Raw genomic sequence first — 18,453 nt, 5'->3', positions numbered from 1 at the left:
CCGACCAGGATCGACGCCGTCCGATCCGGAGTCCGGTGTCGGGTGTCGGCCCGGCGGGTGGGCCGGCTCGCCTGCGGTCGGCTGGGTACCGTTGCGGGCGTGGCGTTCTGGAGGAGGTCGGGTCGCGGACCGGATCTCCATGAATGGGAGCGCGAGGGGATCCTCCATCAGGAGACCGTCGGGGGCACCATCACATACCGCCGCTTCCGCGCGCCCGGGCGCTACTCGTCGTGGGCGAAGGAGGCGCAGCGCTGGACCGTCGTCGTGACCCGCTGGCGGTTCTCGGTCCTCACCGGCCGCGGCGTCCCGATGGTCGACGTCCCCTGGAACGACCGGCGGTTCGACGCGCTCGACATCTCCCTCGACGGCGAGAAGCTGCTGGTCGTGGCGGATGTGGCGCGGTTCCGCACCGACAGCACCGGCACCATCGAGGTGCGGGCCAAGTGTGCCGACGCCGCCGGGCTGCTGCAGCTCATCGGGCGCCAGCGCCGGTCGGGCTGAGCTCGACCGGGAGCGACGTCAGCCGCCACGTCCCCGGATCGGGACGGCGGGTGGCCTCGTCGGGGTCGGGCAGTCGCGGGTCGCGACGCAGGATCGCGCGCAGCGTCACCTCCGTCTGCATCCGGGCGAGGCTCGCGCCCAGGCAGAAGTGCGCGCCGTGGGCGAACCCCAGGTGGGCGCCGGCGTCGGGCCGGTCCAGGCGCAGGGTGTCCGGGTCGTCGAACACCCGGGGATCGCGGTTGGCCCCGACGATCGATGCGGACACCATGTCGCCCTTGGTGATCGTGACGCCGCCGATCTCGACGTCGCACTGCGCGACCCGGGGCAGCGACAGCAGCTGCGGCCCGCACCAGCGGATCAGCTCGTCGACGGCGGCCGCGGGATCGGGGTGCTGAACCGGGTGGGTCAGCAGTGCGTGCACCGCGTTGGGGACGAGCAGTGCCGGGACCTGGCCCGCCAGCAGCAGCTGCCAGACGAGCGTGACCAGCTCGGCCTCCGACGGCCCGCCGGGGGTGTGGACGAGCGTGGACAGGAGGTCGTCGCCGCCGCGGGTGCGGGCGGCCTCGACGGCAGCACGCGCGGCGTCGATGATCCCCGGGACCGCGGCCACGAACGCCTCGCCGTGCCCGACGGCGACCACCGCGCCGAACTCGTGCCACGGCCCGCGCTCGTCCTCGGGAACCCCGACGAGCGCGCAGATCATCTCGATCGGCAACGGCCGCGCGACCTCCACGAGATCGGCCCGGCCCGCCGGGACGCGGTCGAGCGCGGCGTCGACGATCGCCTCGGCCCGCGGCCGGAAGGCGGCCGCGCGAGCCGGGGTGAACGCCGGCGACACGACCCGCCGCAGCCGCGCGTGCTCGGGCCCCTCCATCTGCTGCATCGTCCGCAGGTAGGGCCGGTACTCCGGCGCGATCTTCGCGGGCAACAAGGCGAACGTCGCGTCGCTCAGGGCGAACCGGCCGTCGGTGAACAGGGCACGCGCCTCGTCGTACCTGGTCACCGCCCACATCGATGGCATCCCGGGCGCGACGAGGCGGGCGACCGCCGACCGTTCGCGCGCAGCGCCGTACGTCGCCACCGGATCGCGCGACGACTCCGGGTCGGCCAGGTCGATCTCGACGACGTCCATGCGCCCCACCTTCCGAATGTTCATTTCAGATGCTCACATCATCTGAATGACGACGGTATCGTCGGCGAACATCGGGAAGCAAGTGAGTGGAGGACGATGACACGGCCGTCCCGTGCCGAGATGCAGCGACGCAACCGCGCCCGGGTGCTCGACGCCGCGCGCGCGGAGTTCGGGGACAAGGGATTCCGCGACGCGAAGATCGACGCCATCGCCGCGGCCGCCGACCTCACCCGCGGCGCGGTCTACTCGAACTTCCCGAGCAAACGCGCGCTCTACCTCGCCGTCCTCGCGGCCGACGCCGCCGCTGTCCCCGAGCCGGACACCGCCGCCGCGACCCCGGCCACCGCGGCGCAGGCACTCGGTGCCCTCGCCCGCGGATGGCTCGGGCGGCTCCCGCTGACCGTCGACGAGCACCGCGGCGCCGTCCGCCTCGCCGCCGGCCTCGAACAGGAGATCGCCGCCGACGCGACGCTGCGCACCCCGTTCGCGCAGCTCCAGGCCCTGAGCGCGGTCGTCGTCGGCTTCGCGCTCGAACAGACCCTGCGTCGCCGCGAGGACCGTCGCATGGTCCGCGTCGCCGAGACCGCGCTGACCCTGCTGCAGGGGGCCGCCCGGCTCGCGACCGCCGCACCCGGGTTCGGTGAGCCCTTCACCCTCGTCCGTGCCTGCGAGCACCTCGCCGACGCCGACCTCGGCGACGTCTGGGCCGAACCCCCCTACGTCGCCTACGCCCCGACGCCCCGCCCCGTCGACGAGGTCTGGCAGCCACCGCCGGCCGTCGACGCGCTGCGCGGCACCGACGTCACCTTCTCCGGCGACGGGCTGGTCCTCGTCCTCGGGCTGCACCGGCTGGAGGCGTTCGAGCACGTCGTCCGGGCGGCGCCGGCCGGCACCGAGATCACCGCGGCCCTCGTCACCGCCGATCCCCACGAGGCCGGGATGCTCGCGCGGCTCGTCGTCACCGAACTGGCCACGGCCCTGCGCCCGACCTTCCCCACCCTGCTGCCGCCAGGTCTGCGGCTCGTCCTCGACGACGGCACGCTCGCGGCGGCGGCCGGCGTGGCGTCGGTGTCGGACACGACCGAGGCGGGCGTCCGGCTCGCCGGCGGCCGCGTCGTCGCGCGGGTCGACGGCTGGGGCGCGGCCCACTCGCTCGGCGCGGCGCGCTGACTCCGCTCGGCGCGGCGCGCTGACTCCGCTCGGCGAATCCGACCCCGGCGACCTCCGGTTCGCCGCGACCACCGGCACGATCACCGGCACGATCACCGGCACGATCACGACAGGCCAGCGGCCGCATCGCGCTCGTCACCAGCTCATCCTCCTGGGAGATGCAGAACGGGCCAGTCGGCCGGCTCGGCGAGCAGGCTGCGGTCATGGGTGGCGACGACACCGCGGCGGCGGTGGTGCACAGAGCCGCGGTGACCGCGTCGACGAAGGGCGGTGAGAGGTGGTTTGTCGGCGCCGCCGAGGCCACCGGCGAGGTGGACCTCGCCACGGTCGGTGCGAGCGTGCCGGCGAGGACGTGCAGGAGCGTGGACCTGCCGCGGGCGACATGGACGTCGACGACACGGACGTGTGCGGTGCGCAGGGGTGAGCGATGGCGGAGCACGGATGCCTCCGGGTGCAGGCAGGGCCCGCGATGGTGCCGGCAGGGACGACGAGGTCGGCGCTCGCGCAGGAGCGCGGCGCCGGGAGTCACCGTTCCTCCGAACCACCGCGGCTGCGCGACGGAGGGGCGAACGGTAGCGGGACCGGGGCCCGCGGTCACCGGTGTGCGGGTACCCGCGCCCCGCTCGGCGGCGGCCACGGCACGCCGAAGTGCCTCTGCAGCGCTGCGCGGCCCTCGCCGGTGGGGCGCAACGCCCGCGAGCGTTCGGTGCGACGCACCCAGCCGCGGTCGACGAGCGTGTCCAGCACTGCCCGGCCCAGCGGCCCGGCGAGGTGGTGGCGCTGCTCGGTCCAGTCGACGCAGCAGCGCACCCCGTCGGCCGCGGGGACCTCGACGCCGATCCCGGTCAGCGAGATCCGGCCGTCCGGGGTGAGGCGGTAGGTCACGTCGTCGGGGAAGCGGCCGCGCGGGCGCGGCACGTCGAGGCCCGGTTCCTCGACGAGGTGGCCCCGGTCGCGCAGGGCGTCGGTCAGCGCGACGCCGAGCCGGCCCGCGACGTGGTCGTAGCAGCAGCGGGCCAGCCGCATCGCGTGCGCCTTCGTGCCCTCGCGCAACGACCGGACCGGTTGCGGCGGCGAGAGCCGCGCGACCTGCTCCAGCAGCCGGGCGACCTCGTCGCCCGCGAGCCGGTAGTAGCGGTAGCGGCCCGACGGGACGACCTCCAACAGCCCCGCCGCGCACAGGTGCCTGAGGTGCGCGCTCGCCGTCGAGGCGCTGACGCCGGCCTCGGAGGCGAGCATGCTCGCGGGCAGGGCACGGCCGTCGTCCAGCGCCATCAGCATGCGGGCCCGGCCGCGGTCGGCGAGTGCCGTGCCGATGACGGAGAGATCGGCGTCGCTCATGCCCCGACGGTAGGCCGCGGATACTTCGCCGGCGGCCGAAATGTCGATGCCGAGCTCGAACTTGACGTCGAGGTCATATATCAATAGCGTCGATCCGCGCCCAGCCGAGTGGAGGACGACGCCGATGTCGATCTCGGGCAAGTCGATCCCACAACCTGCCGCGGCCTCCTACTGGGCCGCCACCTCGGACGTCGATCTCGACGTCACGACGGTCGGCGCGCTGTTGCGCCGGGTCGCCGCCGAGGTCCCCGACCGGACAGGCCTCGTCGACGGATTGGTCGACCCGGCGCAGCGCCGCCGCTGGACCTACGCCGAGATGCTCGACGCCGCCGAGTCGGTCGCGGCCGCGCTGCTGGCCCGGTTCCGGCCGGGGGAGCGGCTCGCGGTGTGGGAGTCCAATCGTGCTGAGTGGGTGCTGCTGCAGATGGGTGCGGCACTCGCGGGGATCGTCGTCGTCACGGTCAACCCGCAGTACCGCGCCGAGGAGCTGCGCTACGCCCTCGGCCAGTCGGGCAGCGTCGGTGTCGTCCACGGCGCCGAGCACCGTGGCATCTCGATGACCGGGACCGTCGAGAGCGTCCGCGACGACCTGCCCGACCTGCGCGAGACCATCTGCTTCGACGACTGGGACGCGTTCGTCGCGAGCGGCGACCGGTCGACACCGCTGCCCGAGGTCGCACCCGAGGATCCCAACCTGATCATCTACACGTCCGGCACGACGGGGTTCGCCAAGGGCGCATTGCTGCACAACCTCGGCGTCGTCAATGCCTCCAGGCTCTCGGCCGAGCGCGCCGGCTTCCGCGACGGCGACGCCTGGATCAATCCGATCCCCTTGTTCCACACCGGTGGCGGGGTGCTCGCGAGCGTCGGGACGCTGGCCCGGCGCGGGGTGCACGTCGTCGTCCCGCAGTTCGACCCGGCGCTCGTCCTGGAGCTGATGGAGACCGAGCGAGGCGCGATGATCCTCACCGTGCCGACGATCCTGCTCGGCCTCCTCGACCACCCGGACCGCCCGACGCGCGACGTCTCCGCGCTGCGGACCGTGATGTGCGGCGGGGCCAAGGTTCCGGCCGACCTGGTGCGGCGCACCAAGGACACCTGGAACTGCGACTTCTCGATCCTGTTCGGACAGGCCGAGATGCACGGCGTGCTCACCCAGACCTTCCCCACCGACTCCGACGACGACCAGGCCGAGACGCTCGGGCAGCCGATGCCGCACGTCGAGGTCAAGGTCGCCGACGTCGAGACGGGGGAGCCCGTCCCGGTCGGCGGAGAGGGCGAGATCTGCGCCCGCGGCTACCAGAACATGATGGGCTACTTCAACATGCCCGACGCGACGGACCGAACCATCGACGCCGACGGCTGGCTGCACAGCGGCGACGTCGGGACCATGGACGAGCGCGGCTATCTCTGGATCTCCGGCCGGCTCAAGGACCTCGTGATCCGTGGCGGGGAGAACATCCACCCGCTGGAGGTCGAGGAGCTGCTCCTCGCGCACGACAAGGTCGCCGAGGTCGCCGTCATCGCCATCCCCGACCCGAAGTGGGGCGAGCAGGTCGGCGCCGTCGTGCAGGCGGCCGACCCGGGTGACCCGCCGACGCCCGACGAGCTGTTCGCGTTCTGCCGCAGCCGGTTGGCTCCGTTCAAGACCCCGAAGCTGTGGTACTTCGTCGACACCTTCCCGCGCACGCCGTCGGGGAAGATCCAGAAGTTCGTCCTGCGCGACCAGGTGGCATCGGGAGACCTCCCACGGACCCTGTGAGTGGCGATGGTCGCCACGGCGACCTCGACGCCCAATGCAGGGAGCGCGGCGCGCGGTCCGATGCCCGAGCCCCGGAGGACCCCGCGCACACGATGACGTCGTCGCAACTGGCGGCCATGTCGTCTCCATGGTCGTTGTGGCGACCATCGCCACTCACGGGGTCTTCGGGCGCTCGCCCCACATGTCGGCGTTCGGGGCGGCCCGCGCGACCAGGTCGGGGACGACCTCGCCCAGCTCGGCGGCGTCCCAGCGCGCGCCCTTGTCGGCCGACGGCCCCGCACTCCACCCCTCGGCCACGCTGATCCGGCCACCCCAGACGTTGAAGACCCGGCCGGTGATACCCGCCGACCGGGTCGACCCCAGCCAGACGACGAGCGGCGCGACGTTGTCCGGGGCCATCTCGTCGAAGCCGGATTCCGGGCCGGCGACGCCGTCGAGCACCGAGAGGTTCTCGGTCATCCGGGTGCGGGCGCCCGGCGCGATCGCGTTGACGGTGACGCCGTAGCGCTGCAGCTCGGTCGCCGCGATGACGGTCAGCGCGGCGATCCCGGCCTTGGCTGCGCCGTAGCCGCTCTGCCCGACGTTGCCGTAGAGCCCCGACGGCGACGATGTGCTGATGACCCGCGCGTCGACGGGTTCACCGGCCTTCGATCGCTCCCGCCACAGCCGCGACGCCGCCCGGGTGCAGGCGAAGACGCTGCGCAGGTGCACGCGCAGGACCTCGTCCCACTCCTCGTCGACGGTGTTCACGAGCATCCGGTCCCGCAGGATTCCGGCGTTGTTGACCAGGACGTCGAGGCTGCCGAACGCGTCCAGCGCGAGTGCGACGGCGGCGTCGGCGCCCTCGGAGGACGCGACGTCGGAGTACGACGCGACGGCCGCGCCGCCGGCCTCGCGGACCTCGGCGACGACCGCGTCGGCGACCTCGGGCGTGCCGCCGGTGCCGTCCACCTCGACCCCGGCATCGTTGACGACGACCTGAGCGCCCTGGCGGGCGAACTCGAGCGCGTGCGCCCGCCCGATGCCGCGTCCCGCACCCGTGACCAGGACGGTACGGCCCGAACAGAGATCTCCCACAGGTGCCTCCGAGAAAAGTTGTCAGCCCGGCGAGCCGTCGAGGTACTCGTCGAGCCGGGTGATCAGGCCGGCCTCGTCGACCCGGGCGACGACGCAGACCGCGTACTCGGCGGTGGTCGTGCCGGTGTCGTCGTGGAACCGAACGGTGTGCTGCTCGCAGAAGCCGTCGGGGGCGACGAGCCGCCGCACGTCGCGGTAGGTGAACCCACCGGTGAGCAGCAGTCTGCCGGTGTAGCGGATGACCTGGTCGACGGTGCGTTCGGTGCCGTCGACGTTCTGCCAGAACACGGCGCCGTCGGCGACGGCGGCGCGCATGCCGTCCCAGTCGCCCGCAGTGGCGGCCGTGAAGAAGAGGTCGGCGGCGCTCGCAGACGTCGTGGTCACGAATCGGACGGTAACCGAACTTGACGTCGAAATCAATTACTGCGTAGCGTGCCCCCCCGTGGAGCCCCGTGAGGAGATCCGGGCCGAGCTCGTCGCGTCGGTCCTCGAGATCAATGCGGGCGCCGGCGTGCGCGTTGCGGGCGGTCAGGCCATCGTGCTCCTCGAGTCGATGAAGATGGAGATTCCCGTGGTGAGTGAGACCGGGGGGACCGTCGTGTCGGTCGCCGTCGCGGTGGGGGACGTCGTCCAGAGCGGCGACCTGATCGCGATCGTCGACGCGGGCGAGGAGCGGCTTTCATGAGCTACCGCACGATTCGCTACGAGACGACCGACCACGTCGGGTGGCTCACGCTGAACCGGCCCGCGGCACTCAACGCGTACACGACGGTCATGTGCGACGAGATCGTCGACGTCCTCACCCGCTACCAGGCCGACGATCACACCCGTGTCCTCGTGCTCACCGGAGAGGGACGGGCGTTCTGTGCCGGTGGCGACGTCCGCAACACCGACGAGGTCGACGAGGCGCACCGCCGCCAGCTCGGCCACGCCATGGTGATGCGCGAGGGCATGCACCGCGTCGGCCGGCTGCTGCACGGCCTCGACAAGCCGACGATCGCGATGGTCAACGGCGTCGCCGTCGCGGGTGGGCTCACCCTCGCGCTGCTGTGCGACCTGCGGGTGGCCGGCGCGAGCGCGCGGCTCGGCGACACCAGCGGTCGCGTCGGCCTGCTGCCGGACGAGGGCGGCGCCTGGCTCTTCCCGCGCGCGATGGGCATGGAGGCCGCACTGCGGATGACGCTGCTCGGCGAGGTCTACGACGCCGAACGGGCCCGTGAGCTGGGGCTCGTCGGTGAGGTCGTGCCCGACGACAAGCTCCGCGAGCACACCGCGTCGCTGGCCGCCACGCTCGCCGCGAAGGCGCCGCTGGCGGTGAGGGTCGCGAAGAAGCTGATGCTCCGTGCGGCAGGCACGTCGTTCGACCAGGCACTGGGCGACGCCGAGTTCGCCGTCGACGTCGTCAACGACAGCGCCGACGTCGCCGAAGGGGTGGCGGCGTTCGTCGAGAAGCGACCGCCGCGGTTCGAGGGCCGGTGACCGCCTCCTTCGCGACCGCCGCCGAGCTCGTCGCCGCGTCGGGTCGGGACCTGGGCGCGACCGGCTGGGTCGAGGTCGATGCCGCCCGGTCCGCGGAGTTCGCCCGCGCGACAGGTGACGTGGACTGGGCCGGGGGACTGCCGAGCACGCTCGTGCTCTCCTTCGCGGCTGCGTCGCTGGCCGAGGTGTTCGCCGTCCCGGGCGCATCGATGGGCGTCAACTACGGCCTCGACGACGTCCGCTTCGGGGAGCCGGTCCCCGTCGGGACGCGAGTGCGGCTGCGGGGGCGGATCGAGGATGCCGCGCCCGGCCGCGGCGGTGCGGTCCAGGTCGCGCTGGCCGTCGCCGTCGAGCGGGCCGACAGCGCCGCGCTCGCCTGCACCGCACGGCTGCTGGCGCGCTTCCATTTCGAGGGGGGATGACCGGGTGAACGAGGATCCCGACGAGGTCGCCGCCGTCCGGCCGGGCGAGGAGCTCGACTGGGTCGCGCTCGAGCGCTACCTGCGCGAACACGTCGAGGGGCTGGACGGGCCGTTCGTGGTCGAGCAGTTCCCCAACGGCTCGGCCAACCTGACCTACCGGGTGTCCTTCGGCGACCGCAGGCTCGTCGTGCGCAGGCCGCCGTTCGGCGAGATCGCACCCGGCGCGCACGACATGCGCCGCGAGTACACGACGCTCGCATCGCTGTGGCAGCAGTACCCGCGTGCGCCGCGTGCGCTGGCGTTCTGCGACGACCACGAGGTCGTCGGGTCGGACTTCCTCGTCGTCGAGTACCGGCCGGGTGTCGTCGTGTGGGGTGCGGTGCCGTCGACGATGGCGGACTCGCCCGACGCGGCGCACCGAATCGGGTTCGCGGTCGTCGACGCCCTCGCCGACCTGCACCGGGTCGATCCGGTGGCGTGCGGCCTGGATGGCCTGGGGAAGCCGGACGGTTTCCTGGAACGCCAGGTCCGCGGCTGGCGGCGGCGCTGGGAGCGCGTGGGCGGCGACGCCGGCGCACTCGCCGGGCGCATCGACGGCATCGGTGAGCACCTGGCGTCGACGATGCCGGTGTCGCCGCGCGCGGCGGTGCTGCACAACGACTACAAGGTCGACAACTGCCAGTTCGCGCCGGACGACCCGGACGTCGTCGTGTCGGTGTTCGACTGGGACATGGCCACGCTCGGCGACCCGATGGTCGACCTGGGCATCCTGCTCAACTACTGGCCCGACCCCGGCGACGCCCCCGACGCCCGCGCGATCACCCCACCCGGGCTGGAGACGATCGGGTTGCCGAGCCGTGCTGAGGTCGTGGAGCGTTACGCACACCGTTCGGGCCATCACGTCGGCGACAGCGCCTGGTACGAGGCGTTCGCGGCGTGGAAGACGATCGTCGTGCTGCAGCAGCTGCACAGCCGCTGGCTGCGCGGGGAGAGCACGGACCGACGGATGGCCACCCGCGGCGAGCTGATCCCGCAGCTGGTGCGGCGGGCGACGGCGATCCTGGCACACGCGTGAACCAGGAAGCCGCAGGTCGGGCCTCGTGAGTGGGGTCAGGGTGCGGGGATGCCCAACGCGTTGGCCCACAACAGGCTCAACTGCTCGGCAGCCTTGTCGAGCTCGAAGTCCTCGTCGCGCAGGCACCAGCGGTAGGCGAAGTTGCTGACCATGCCGGTGAGCGCGGTGGCGGCGTAGCGGGCGTCGATCGCGGTCTGGACCTCGCCGTCGGCCTGCATGTGCTCGATCGCGCGGATGATCCGCGAGACGGCCCGCTCGCTGGCCTGGCTGCGCAGCTCCGCGACCTCGGGGTTGAGCGTGGCGGCCTGCTCCCAGACGACCATGATCCCGCGGTTGTGGTGGTAGGCGGTCAGGTAGTCGGTGTTGGCGCGCAGGATGCGGGAATAGGCATCGCCGCCACCCGCACGAGCCGCGGCGCGCTCGCCGTCGCCGCTGACCCGCAGGTCCTCCTCGAGTTCCTCGATGAGCGCCAGGAAGATCTCGTCCTTCGACTTGAAGTACGTGTAGAAGGAGCCGTGCGCGACGCCGGCCTCGTCGGAGATGTCGGTGATGCGCGCGGCGGTGAAGCCGTCGCGGGCGAACACGACGCGGGCCGCGTCGAGCAGCGCCTGGCGGCTGCGTCGGCCGCGGGCGGTGGCGGGCACGGCTCTGCGGGACGGGATTGCGGCGGCGTCCGTCGCCGCGCCCTCCGCGGTCTCGGTCATCGGGTCGCACCTCTCCCACGCGTTGCGGCCGTTGCGGAGCGTGTGGGCCCGCACGGGGCCGGGTGATCGTATCCCCGGCGCCGCCGGGGACCGATGCGCGACCTCCACAAATATTGACTTCGACGTCGAGTTCATGCAAGGTCGGATTGTCGGAAACTGCGAAGTCGCGTCGGCGGAGGGTCTGCATGGAGCGCGTCGCCATCACCGGGATCGGGATCGTCTCGCCGTTGGGGCAGAGCGCGGGTGAGTTCACCTCAGCCCTGCAGGACGGCCGGATCCGGATCGTCGAGGCCCCCTGGGCCGACCCTGCCGCAGGCCGTCACGCCTGGGTGTCGACGATCGAGGGCTTCGACCCGCTCGCCTGGATGGACGCGCGCGTCGTCGACGGCACGGACGTCTTCGCGCAGTACGCCATCGCGGCGGCGGCGCAGGCCGTCGCCGACCACGGCGAGGAGCTCGATCCCGAGCGCACCGGCGTCGTCGTCGGGACCACGATGTCGGGCGTGCAGTCGCTCGCCGAGGCCCAGCGTGCGCTGGACCTCGAAGGACCGCAGGCCATCCACCGCAAGCTCAACATCAAGGCCTGGCCGAACATGGCCGCGGGCCAGCTCGCGCTGCGGTGGAAGCTTCACGGCCCGCTGCTGACGGTGTCGTCGGCCTGCGCGTCGGCGAACGATGCGATCGGCACGGCGGCGCAGATGATCGAGGCCGGCCGGGCCGACGTGATGATCGCGGGCGGCACCGAGCACGGCCTGACCGAGATCCTCTACTGGGCCCAGACCTCCTACGGGATGTCGCAGGGCACCGCCGACCCGGCGATGGCCATGCTGCCCTTCGACGTCCGCCGGACCGGGATAGTCGAGGGCGAGGGCGCCGCCGTCCTCGTGCTGGAACGCTACGAACGCGCGGTCGCCCGGGGGGCCCGGATCCTCGGGGTGGTCCGCGGCTACGCGTCGCTCTCCGACGGGTACCACCCCTCTTCTCCCGACCCGAGCGCGCAATGGGAGGCCGAGGCCATCCGCCGTGCGCACGCCGACGCCGGTATCGCGGCGTCGGACGTCGACGCGATCGTCGCCCACGCCACGAGCACGCCCAAGGGCGACACGGTGGAGATCAAGGCGGTCAACGACGTCTTCGGCGACCGCGGCGACTCGCTGCTGGTGACGTCGATCAAGGGCAGTGTCGGGCACACCGGGGCCGCGTCAGCGGCGATGGGGGTGATCGCCGGGCTGCAGGCGATGCAGATCGGGGCGCTGCCACCGGTGGGCGGCACGTCGGAGGTCGAGGACGGCGCGAGGTTCCGGATCGTCGTCGGGGAGCCGGCGAAGGCCGACATCGACGTCGTGCAGGTCAACGCCTTCGGGTTCGGCGGTCAGAACAGCTCGCTGGTCATCAGCCGCGACTGAACGGAGCAGTGCTGCTACCCCGGGCGACGTCGTCGCAGGTCGGGGCGGTCCGGTGTGGACGCGATCGGTGTGACCCGGTCCACAACTCGGACTTGACGTCGACTTCAACATCTGCTCGAATCCCTCCAGCGCGACCGCATGGACGCCCGAGTCGTGACAGCCCGCCGACCGGAATCGCATGCGGGGCCCCCTCGGACGAAGGAGTCTGCAATGCGTTCCACCCGCCTCGCCGCGGTCGGCGCCACCCTGGCCGGAGCACTGGTCCTCACCGCCTGTGGCGGTGGCAGCAGTGGCTCCGCAGCCGGTGGCGACTGCCGCGTGAAGATCGGTTCGGTCTTCTCCACCACCGGTGCCGCCGCGGCATTCGGGATCGACGGTCAGAACTCGATCGACATGGCCGTCAAGGACATCAACGCCAAGGGCTTCACGGTGGCGGGCAAGCAGTGCACGTTCGAGCTGAAGTCGGCCGACATGGCCAGCAACCCCGACAACATGGCCCGCAACGCCCAGGACCTCATCACCGGTTTCGGCGCGCACTACCTGATCGGCGGCGACATGTCGCCCGCGATCCCGCCGATGGTCACTGCGGCCGAGCGCACCGGGAACGTGATGGCCCTGTCGGTCACCACCTCGATGCAGAACTACGTCAAGCCCGACAAGCCGTTCTTCAAGCTCTCGGCATCGGACGACAAGATGGTCAACAACGGCTACATCCCCGCCGTCACCAAGGCGCTGCCCGGTATCAAGCGCATCGCGATGCTGATGAACAACGACGACACCGGACGCGCGCTCGCCGACTCCTACGTGCCGGCGTTCGCGCAGAACGGCGTCGAGGTCACGCAGAAGATCTTCTTCGACCCGGCGTCGACCGACTTCGCCGCCGTCGTCAACCAGATCCCCCGCGGCAGCGTCGACGGCATCTTCATCGGCTACAACGGCGACGGCCGCGCCGCCGCGATCATGGACGCCGCGCTCGACGCGGGCCTGACCAAGAACTTCATCACCCGCGGCATCTCGGCCCTGCCGGGCCAGCAGCGCGCGGACAAGATCGACAACTATGCGTGGCTCGTCCTGGGCGCCGACCCGGCGTTCCCGGGTACGGACAAGGTGAAGGACTTCATCGCCCGCTACGCCGCCGAGTACAAGTTGGACCCGGCCAAGGTGACGTGGTTCCCGTTCACGCACTACGACTACATCACGATGCTCGCCCAGGCGATGGAGAAGGCCGGCACCACCGACGACGTCGACAAGGTCGCGGCCGCTCTGCGCGGAGCCTCCTACGACGGTGTCGTCCAGGTGTCCTTCGACCCGTCGGGTGCCAACACCAGCCCCATGGGCGCCGGGATCCTCTCGCCGACCGGCGGCAAGGTCGTCACGTTCGGCATCAGCTGACCGAAGCACCAGCCGCAACGCAGCCCGGAGGAGCAGCACATGCAGTACTCGGTGGCCGACATGCTGGGCATGAGCGCCCGGTCCCGCCCCGACGCCCTCGCCGCGACGGTCCTCGCGACGCCGACGTCCCCTGAGCGGTCGTGGACGTTCGCGCAGGTGTGGCAGCGGGTGGCGGGGCTCGCCGCGGCGGTGTCGGACACGCCGCCGGGCCGCAACGGCCGGATGGTCGCGACGCTGCTGCCCAACGGGCTCGACGCGCTGCTGATCTACCCCGCGGCGATGGTGGCGGGGGTGGCGTCGGTACCGGTCAACACGCGGCTGGCGCTGCCGGAGATCGCGCACATCCTGTCCGACTCCGGCGCGACCGTCGTGGTCGCCGCCGGGGCGCTGGTGGACACCGCCCGCGAGGTCGCCGCGCTCGTCGACCACGACGTCACGGTGCTCGACCTCGACACCGTCTCCGACGAGGCGCCGCTGCCCGACCCCACCGGGGACCCGGCGGTCGGGCAGCAGGTCGCGGCGGTGTTCTACACCTCCGGCACCACGGGGCTGCCCAAGGGCGCCACGATGACCAATGACACCTGGCTGGTCAACTGCTTCCGGTGGGGCTGGCAGCTGCGGCTCGGTCCCGACGACGACATGCTCGTGCCGGGCCCGCTGTTCCACATGTCGTACTGCAGCTTCGCGCTGTGCTGCTGGATGATCGGCGGCCGGGTGCGGATCATGCCCACCTTCGACGCCGCCGTCGCCTGCGACGAGTTCGCCGAACGCTCCACAGCGGCGTTCCTCGTCCCGTCGATGACGACGATGATCTCCGACGAGTGGGAGCGCCGCGGCCGCACGCCGCTGCCCGCCATGAAGCGGATGATGACGGCCGGCGCCGCTGTCTCGCCCGTCCTGCTGGAGCAGGCGTACGACATCTTTCCCAACGTCGAGATCTCCGAGACCTACGGCTGGACCGAGGGCGGGTTCGCGACGTTCGAGCTCAAGTCGCGCGACACCGTGCTCGACGGCACCGTCGGCCACCCCACGGTGGGTTGCGAGATCCTGGTCGTCGACGACCAGGACCAGCTGTGCGCGCCCGGCGAACGCGGCGAGATCCTGCTGCGGACCCTCGCCTGCTCGTCGGGCTACCTCAACCTGCCCGAGGCGACAGCCGCGTCGTGGACCGGAGACCTCATCCGCTCCGGCGACATCGGCGTCATGGAGCCCGACGGGCGGCTGCGGATCGTCGACCGCAAGAACGGCATGATCATCACCGGCGGCGAGAACGTCTACGCCGCCGAGGTCGAGCAGGTCGTCGCGCAGCACCCCGGCGTGCTGGAGACCGTCGTGCTGGGCAGGCCGCACGAGAAGTGGGGCGAGCAGATCGTCGCGGTCGTCGTCGCGAAGCCCGGGGCGACCGTCGGGCAGGACGACCTGCGCTCCTTCTGCCGCGAGCATCTCGCCGACTACAAGATCCCACGCGCCGTCGTCGTCTGGCCCGACGCGCTGCCCCGCAACTCGATGGGCAAGCTGCAGCGCTTCGTCGTCGAGAAGTCGGTGCGCGACGACGCCGTACCGGCGGGCTGACCCGTGGACGCACTCGTCACGACGCTCCTGCTCGGCATCATGCAGGGCGGGCTCTACACGCTCGTCGGGCTCGGCGTCACGCTCACCTTCGGCGTCACCCACATCCTGAACTTCGCCCATGGCGAGTTCATCACCATCGGCGCCTACGCGTTCGTGCTGTTCGCGGGCGCTCTCGGTGCGGGGCTCGCACTGCCGCTGGCGCTGGTCGTCGCCGGTGGGGTCTCGGCGGTCCTCTACGTCGTCGGGTTCCGCCGGACGATCGGCAACCACCTGCAGGGCCTCGCGTTCTCACTGGGTCTGCTGCTGTTCGCCGAGGCGTTCTTCGTGCGGACGTTCACCGCGACCCCGCGCAGCGGCCCGCGCATCGAGGGCACCGTCTCCCTGATCGGCCAGGAACAGATGCCGGTCGGACGGCTCGTCGTCATCGGCGTGACGATCGTGGTCGTCGTCGTGACGGCGCTCGCCATGCGCCGCACCTGGATCGGGCTCGCTCTGCGGGCCTGTGGCGACGACCAGTTCGCGGCCTCGACGGTCGGGCTGCCCGCCAAGCGGGTCGGGCTCTACGCGTTCGTCGTGGCCGGCGCACTCGCCGCCGTCGCCGGCGTCTGCATCGCGCTCGTAGTGCCCATCACGCCGGCGACCGGGCTGAGCTTCCTGCTCAAGGGCTTCGTCGTCGCGATCATCGGCGGTCTCGGCTCGATCGAGGGCACGTTCGTCGCCGCGATGATGCTCGGCCTTCTCGAGGCGTTGGGCACCCGCTACGTCGAGGCCGGGCTGACCAACGCCTACGGCTTCATCCTCATGATCGTCATCCTGCTGGTCGCCCCGGCAGGTCTGTTCAACCGCAGGCAGGTGAGAGCCGGATGAACGTGCGGGGGACCTCCATGCGGTCGAAGCGGACGCGGCAGTGGGGCGGCGTGCTCGTCGTCGGCGTCGTGCTGTTCGTGCTCGCGGCCTTCGTGCCCGAGAACCGGGTGCTGCTGCTCAACGCGTTCCTCGCCTACGGCGCGCTCGTCGTCGGCCTCGACCTGCTGGTCGGCGACCTGCGGATGATGCCTGCCGGGCACGCCGCGTTCTTCGGCGCCGGCGGGTACGCGACTGTCCTGCTCTACCAGAAGGCCGGGCTGCCGCTGCCCGTCGCGGGCGCGCTCGCGGTGCTCATCGTCGCGGCCCTGGCGGCCCTGATCGGGCTGCCCGCGGTCGGGCGGTCATCGGGGTTCTCGTTCGCGATCATCACCTTCGCGTTCGGCGAGCTGCTCATCCAGCTCATCGCCAACGTCCCGGGCTTCTTCGGCGGCTCGTCGGGCCTCACGATCGACTGGGGTGTCGGCTCGGACATGCCGTTCGACTTCTCGGTGTACCGGTACTTCAGCCTGTGGCTGGTCGGTGTGCTGGTCGTGGTGATGCTCGTCGTCGTCGCCGTCCGCAACTCCCACCTCGGGCTGCGGATGAAGGCCGTGCGCGCCGACGAGAACGGCACCCGCGGCCTCGGCTTCAACCCGACCACCTACAAGGCGATCGCGTTCGTGCTGGCGTCGATGCTCGCCGGGCTCGTCGGCGTCTTCTGGGCGCCGATGAACGGGTTCATCAGCCCCGACACGCTCGGGGTCAACCAGTCGATCCTGCTGCTCGGCATGCTGATCATCGGTGGCGTCGGCCGGATCACGGGCGCGCTCGTCGGAGTCGTCCTGCTCGTGACGTTGCCCGCGATGTTCGACGTGGACCCGGTGCTGCGGACCGTGCTCGTCGGCTTGCTGCTCGCGATCGTCGCGCTGCTGCAGCCCGCGGGGATCGTCGGCGGGCTGGCGAAGCTGTGGACGCGGCTGCGCCGGCCGAAGACGCCCCCGCCCGCCGACGGACCCGTCGACGCCGCGCTGGAACCGGCGGGAGCCGGGCGGTGAAGGAACGTCAGCGGGTGAGCAGCCGACACGGCGCCCCGGGGCAGTGCCGCCCGAGCTCCACCGAGGACGAGCGATGACTCAGGCGCAGAACGGAGCGGTGGTGTCGAGTCCCGCGGTGCCCGTCGACCCTGAACCGCTGCTCGACGTCGACGACGTCTCCTGCGTCCTCGGCGGCGTCCGGGCCCTGTCCGAGGTGACGATGCACATTGCGCCGGGTGAGCTCGTCGGCATCATCGGGCCCAACGGCGCGGGCAAGACCACGCTGTTCAACGTCGTCACCGGGTTCGTCCCGGCCACGACGGGCGAGGTGCGCTGGAACGGCGTCCCGCTGCGCGGCGGCAAGGCGCACCGCGTCGCGCGCAGCGGTCTGGTCCGCACCTTCCAGAACGTCGGCGGGTTCGCCGGGCTCACCGTCGGGGAGAACCTCGAGCTGGCGACGCGCGGGCGCGATCCCGAGGCGATCGACCGCGTCGAGACGATGCTGCACCTCGCCGACATGCGCGCCCGGCCCGTCGAGGACTGCAGCCTGGCGACGCGCAAGCTCGTCGGCATCGCGATGGCACTGGTCCGGACGCCGCGGCTGCTGTTGCTCGACGAACCCCTCGCCGGTCTCGACGACACCGATCGCGACCGGGTGACGTCGCTGATCGAGCAGGTCCACGACTCAGGAGTGACCGTGTGCATGGTGGAGCACGACATCGGCCGGACGCTGCGGCTCGCCGACCGGATGGTCGTCCTGGACGCCGGGCGGCTCGTCGCCGCGGGGACACCGGCGGAGCTCGCACGTGACGACGTGCTCGCCCGGAACTACCTGAGCTCGTGACCAGGTACCTGGAGGTCCGCGACCTCGCCGTCCGCTACGGGCAGGCGCTCGCCGTCCGTGGGGTCTCGTTCACGATCGATCAGGGCGAGACGCTGGCCGTCGTCGGGGCGAACGGCGGCGGCAAGAGCTCGTTGGGCAAGGCCGTCGCCCGGCTCGTCGGCTCGACGGGTGAGGTGCTGCTCGACGGCACTCCCGTGCCGCGGACGACCGTCGCCGCGGTGGGCGCGGGGGTGGTCTACGTGCCCGAGGGCCGGATGGTGTTCACCCAGCTCTCCGTGGCCGACAACCTGAGGGCGGGCGCGTTCGCGGTGCGCCGCAAGCGCGACTGGGAGGCCCGCCGGGCCACGCTGTACGAGCGGCTGCCCCGGCTCGCGGAGCGCGCATCGGTGCGGGGTGGGCTGCTCTCCGGCGGCGAGCAGCAGCTGCTCGCGATCGGCCGCGCGCTGATGGCGTTCCCCTCGCTGCTCGTGCTCGACGAGCCGTCGTTGGGGCTGTCGCCGTCGGCGGTCGTGACGGTCACGGACTTCCTGCGCGAGATCCAGGCCGAGTACGACACGACGATCCTGTTGCTGGAGCAGAACGCGGCGTTCGCCGCCAAGCTCGCCCAGCGGGCCCTGGTGCTGGAGCTGGGGGTCGTGCGCGACGAGGTGGACGCCGCCACTCTGGCGACGCCCATCCCGGTCGAGGGCTCGTGAG

The 18,453-nt window shown here is 71.9% G+C and carries 19 protein-coding genes; 14 read left to right on the top strand and 5 right to left on the bottom strand.

Translation table 11 applies throughout. From position 1 onward, the window contains the following. Positions 1 to 99 precede the first annotated feature (99 nt). Positions 100 to 501: a hypothetical protein gene (locus TOK_RS12815; protein WP_141566371.1), complete on the top strand. Its 402-nt coding sequence runs from the start codon at positions 100 to 102 to the stop codon at positions 499 to 501. On the opposite strand, the gene TOK_RS12810 is transcribed toward TOK_RS12815, so the two are convergent. Next, positions 473 to 1,633 carry a cytochrome P450 gene (locus TOK_RS12810; protein WP_098958075.1) on the bottom strand — a complete coding sequence of 387 codons (1,161 nt, stop codon included), beginning with the start codon at positions 1,631 to 1,633 and terminating at the stop codon, positions 473 to 475. The two genes, TOK_RS12815 and TOK_RS12810, sit on opposite strands and share 29 nt — an antisense overlap. A gap of 96 nt (positions 1,634 to 1,729) precedes the next feature. Between TOK_RS12810 and TOK_RS12805 the strand changes: the two genes are divergently transcribed. Next, complete coding sequence (locus TOK_RS12805; protein WP_098958074.1) at positions 1,730 to 2,803, top strand: TetR family transcriptional regulator; 1,074 nt, start codon at positions 1,730 to 1,732, stop codon at positions 2,801 to 2,803. Positions 2,804 to 3,397: 594 nt separating this feature from the next. Here TOK_RS12805 and TOK_RS12800 read toward each other — a convergent pair. Then, positions 3,398 to 4,144, bottom strand: coding sequence for an ArsR family transcriptional regulator (locus TOK_RS12800; protein WP_098958073.1), 747 nt, complete (start codon positions 4,142 to 4,144; stop codon positions 3,398 to 3,400). A gap of 124 nt (positions 4,145 to 4,268) precedes the next feature. Between TOK_RS12800 and TOK_RS12795 the strand changes: the two genes are divergently transcribed. Beyond that, positions 4,269 to 5,906, top strand: a complete 1,638-nt coding sequence (locus TOK_RS12795) for an AMP-binding protein (RefSeq protein WP_098958072.1) — start codon at positions 4,269 to 4,271, stop codon at positions 5,904 to 5,906. A gap of 153 nt (positions 5,907 to 6,059) precedes the next feature. Here the strand turns inward: TOK_RS12795 and TOK_RS12790 are convergent, their stop codons facing one another. After that, positions 6,060 to 6,983, bottom strand: coding sequence for an SDR family oxidoreductase (locus tag TOK_RS12790; RefSeq protein WP_098958071.1), 924 nt, complete (start codon positions 6,981 to 6,983; stop codon positions 6,060 to 6,062). A 21-nt stretch (positions 6,984 to 7,004) separates the two neighbouring features. Continuing rightward, complete coding sequence (locus TOK_RS12785; RefSeq protein ID WP_098958070.1) at positions 7,005 to 7,367, bottom strand: nuclear transport factor 2 family protein; 363 nt, start codon at positions 7,365 to 7,367, stop codon at positions 7,005 to 7,007. A 58-nt stretch (positions 7,368 to 7,425) separates the two neighbouring features. On the opposite strand from TOK_RS12785, the gene TOK_RS12780 reads away from it, so the two are divergent. From TOK_RS12780 to TOK_RS12765, 4 genes are read left to right on the top strand one after another with little or no spacing between them, the layout of a single operon-like run. Continuing rightward, the gene (locus TOK_RS12780; RefSeq protein ID WP_098958069.1) at positions 7,426 to 7,668 is read left to right on the top strand and encodes a biotin/lipoyl-binding carrier protein; all 243 of its coding nucleotides are present in this window, start codon (positions 7,426 to 7,428) and stop codon (positions 7,666 to 7,668) included. Next, positions 7,665 to 8,462, top strand: coding sequence for an enoyl-CoA hydratase/isomerase family protein (locus TOK_RS12775; protein WP_098958068.1), 798 nt, complete (start codon positions 7,665 to 7,667; stop codon positions 8,460 to 8,462). The genes TOK_RS12780 and TOK_RS12775 overlap by 4 nt, the downstream gene beginning before the upstream one ends. After that, positions 8,459 to 8,884, top strand: coding sequence for a MaoC/PaaZ C-terminal domain-containing protein (locus TOK_RS12770; protein ID WP_098958067.1), 426 nt, complete (start codon positions 8,459 to 8,461; stop codon positions 8,882 to 8,884). The genes TOK_RS12775 and TOK_RS12770 overlap by 4 nt, the downstream gene beginning before the upstream one ends. 4 nt (positions 8,885 to 8,888) lie before the next feature. Continuing rightward, positions 8,889 to 9,959, top strand: a complete 1,071-nt coding sequence (locus TOK_RS12765) for a phosphotransferase family protein (RefSeq protein WP_098958066.1) — start codon at positions 8,889 to 8,891, stop codon at positions 9,957 to 9,959. 35 nt (positions 9,960 to 9,994) lie between these two features. Here TOK_RS12765 and TOK_RS12760 read toward each other — a convergent pair whose 3' ends face one another. Continuing rightward, complete coding sequence (locus TOK_RS12760) at positions 9,995 to 10,663, bottom strand: TetR/AcrR family transcriptional regulator (RefSeq protein WP_098958094.1); 669 nt, start codon at positions 10,661 to 10,663, stop codon at positions 9,995 to 9,997. A 185-nt stretch (positions 10,664 to 10,848) separates the two neighbouring features. Here TOK_RS12760 and TOK_RS12755 point away from each other — a divergent pair, with 185 nt between their 5' ends. The 7 genes from TOK_RS12755 (at position 10,849) to TOK_RS12725 (ending at position 18,452) form a co-directional block, all read left to right on the top strand. Further along, positions 10,849 to 12,069 (top strand): beta-ketoacyl synthase, encoded by a 1,221-nt coding sequence (locus TOK_RS12755; RefSeq protein ID WP_098958065.1) that lies wholly within the window; start codon positions 10,849 to 10,851, stop codon positions 12,067 to 12,069. A gap of 210 nt (positions 12,070 to 12,279) precedes the next feature. Then, positions 12,280 to 13,461, top strand: coding sequence for an ABC transporter substrate-binding protein (locus TOK_RS12750; protein WP_098958064.1), 1,182 nt, complete (start codon positions 12,280 to 12,282; stop codon positions 13,459 to 13,461). A gap of 39 nt (positions 13,462 to 13,500) precedes the next feature. After that, the gene (locus TOK_RS12745) at positions 13,501 to 15,033 is read left to right on the top strand and encodes a class I adenylate-forming enzyme family protein (protein WP_098958063.1); all 1,533 of its coding nucleotides are present in this window, start codon (positions 13,501 to 13,503) and stop codon (positions 15,031 to 15,033) included. A gap of 3 nt (positions 15,034 to 15,036) precedes the next feature. Further along, entirely contained in the window at positions 15,037 to 15,900 is an 864-nt protein-coding gene (locus TOK_RS12740) for a branched-chain amino acid ABC transporter permease (RefSeq protein ID WP_098958062.1), read from the top strand. Next, complete coding sequence (locus tag TOK_RS12735; protein WP_253258356.1) at positions 15,897 to 16,934, top strand: branched-chain amino acid ABC transporter permease; 1,038 nt, start codon at positions 15,897 to 15,899, stop codon at positions 16,932 to 16,934. Before TOK_RS12740 ends, TOK_RS12735 begins: the two co-directional genes overlap by 4 nt. Before the next feature lie 73 nt (positions 16,935 to 17,007). Continuing rightward, positions 17,008 to 17,757, top strand: coding sequence for an ABC transporter ATP-binding protein (locus TOK_RS12730; RefSeq protein ID WP_098958061.1), 750 nt, complete (start codon positions 17,008 to 17,010; stop codon positions 17,755 to 17,757). Then, on the top strand, positions 17,754 to 18,452 hold the full coding sequence (locus TOK_RS12725) for an ABC transporter ATP-binding protein (protein WP_098958060.1): 699 nt from the start codon (positions 17,754 to 17,756) through the stop codon (positions 18,450 to 18,452). The genes TOK_RS12730 and TOK_RS12725 overlap by 4 nt, the downstream gene beginning before the upstream one ends. Position 18,453 lies beyond the last annotated feature (1 nt).

It is taken from the genome of Pseudonocardia sp. N23, from assembly GCF_002583555.1.
Classification (GTDB): Bacteria; Actinomycetota; Actinomycetes; order Mycobacteriales; family Pseudonocardiaceae; genus Pseudonocardia.
Note: the sequence above shows the minus strand (reverse complement) of the source record. Positions and strands in the feature narration are given on the sequence as shown.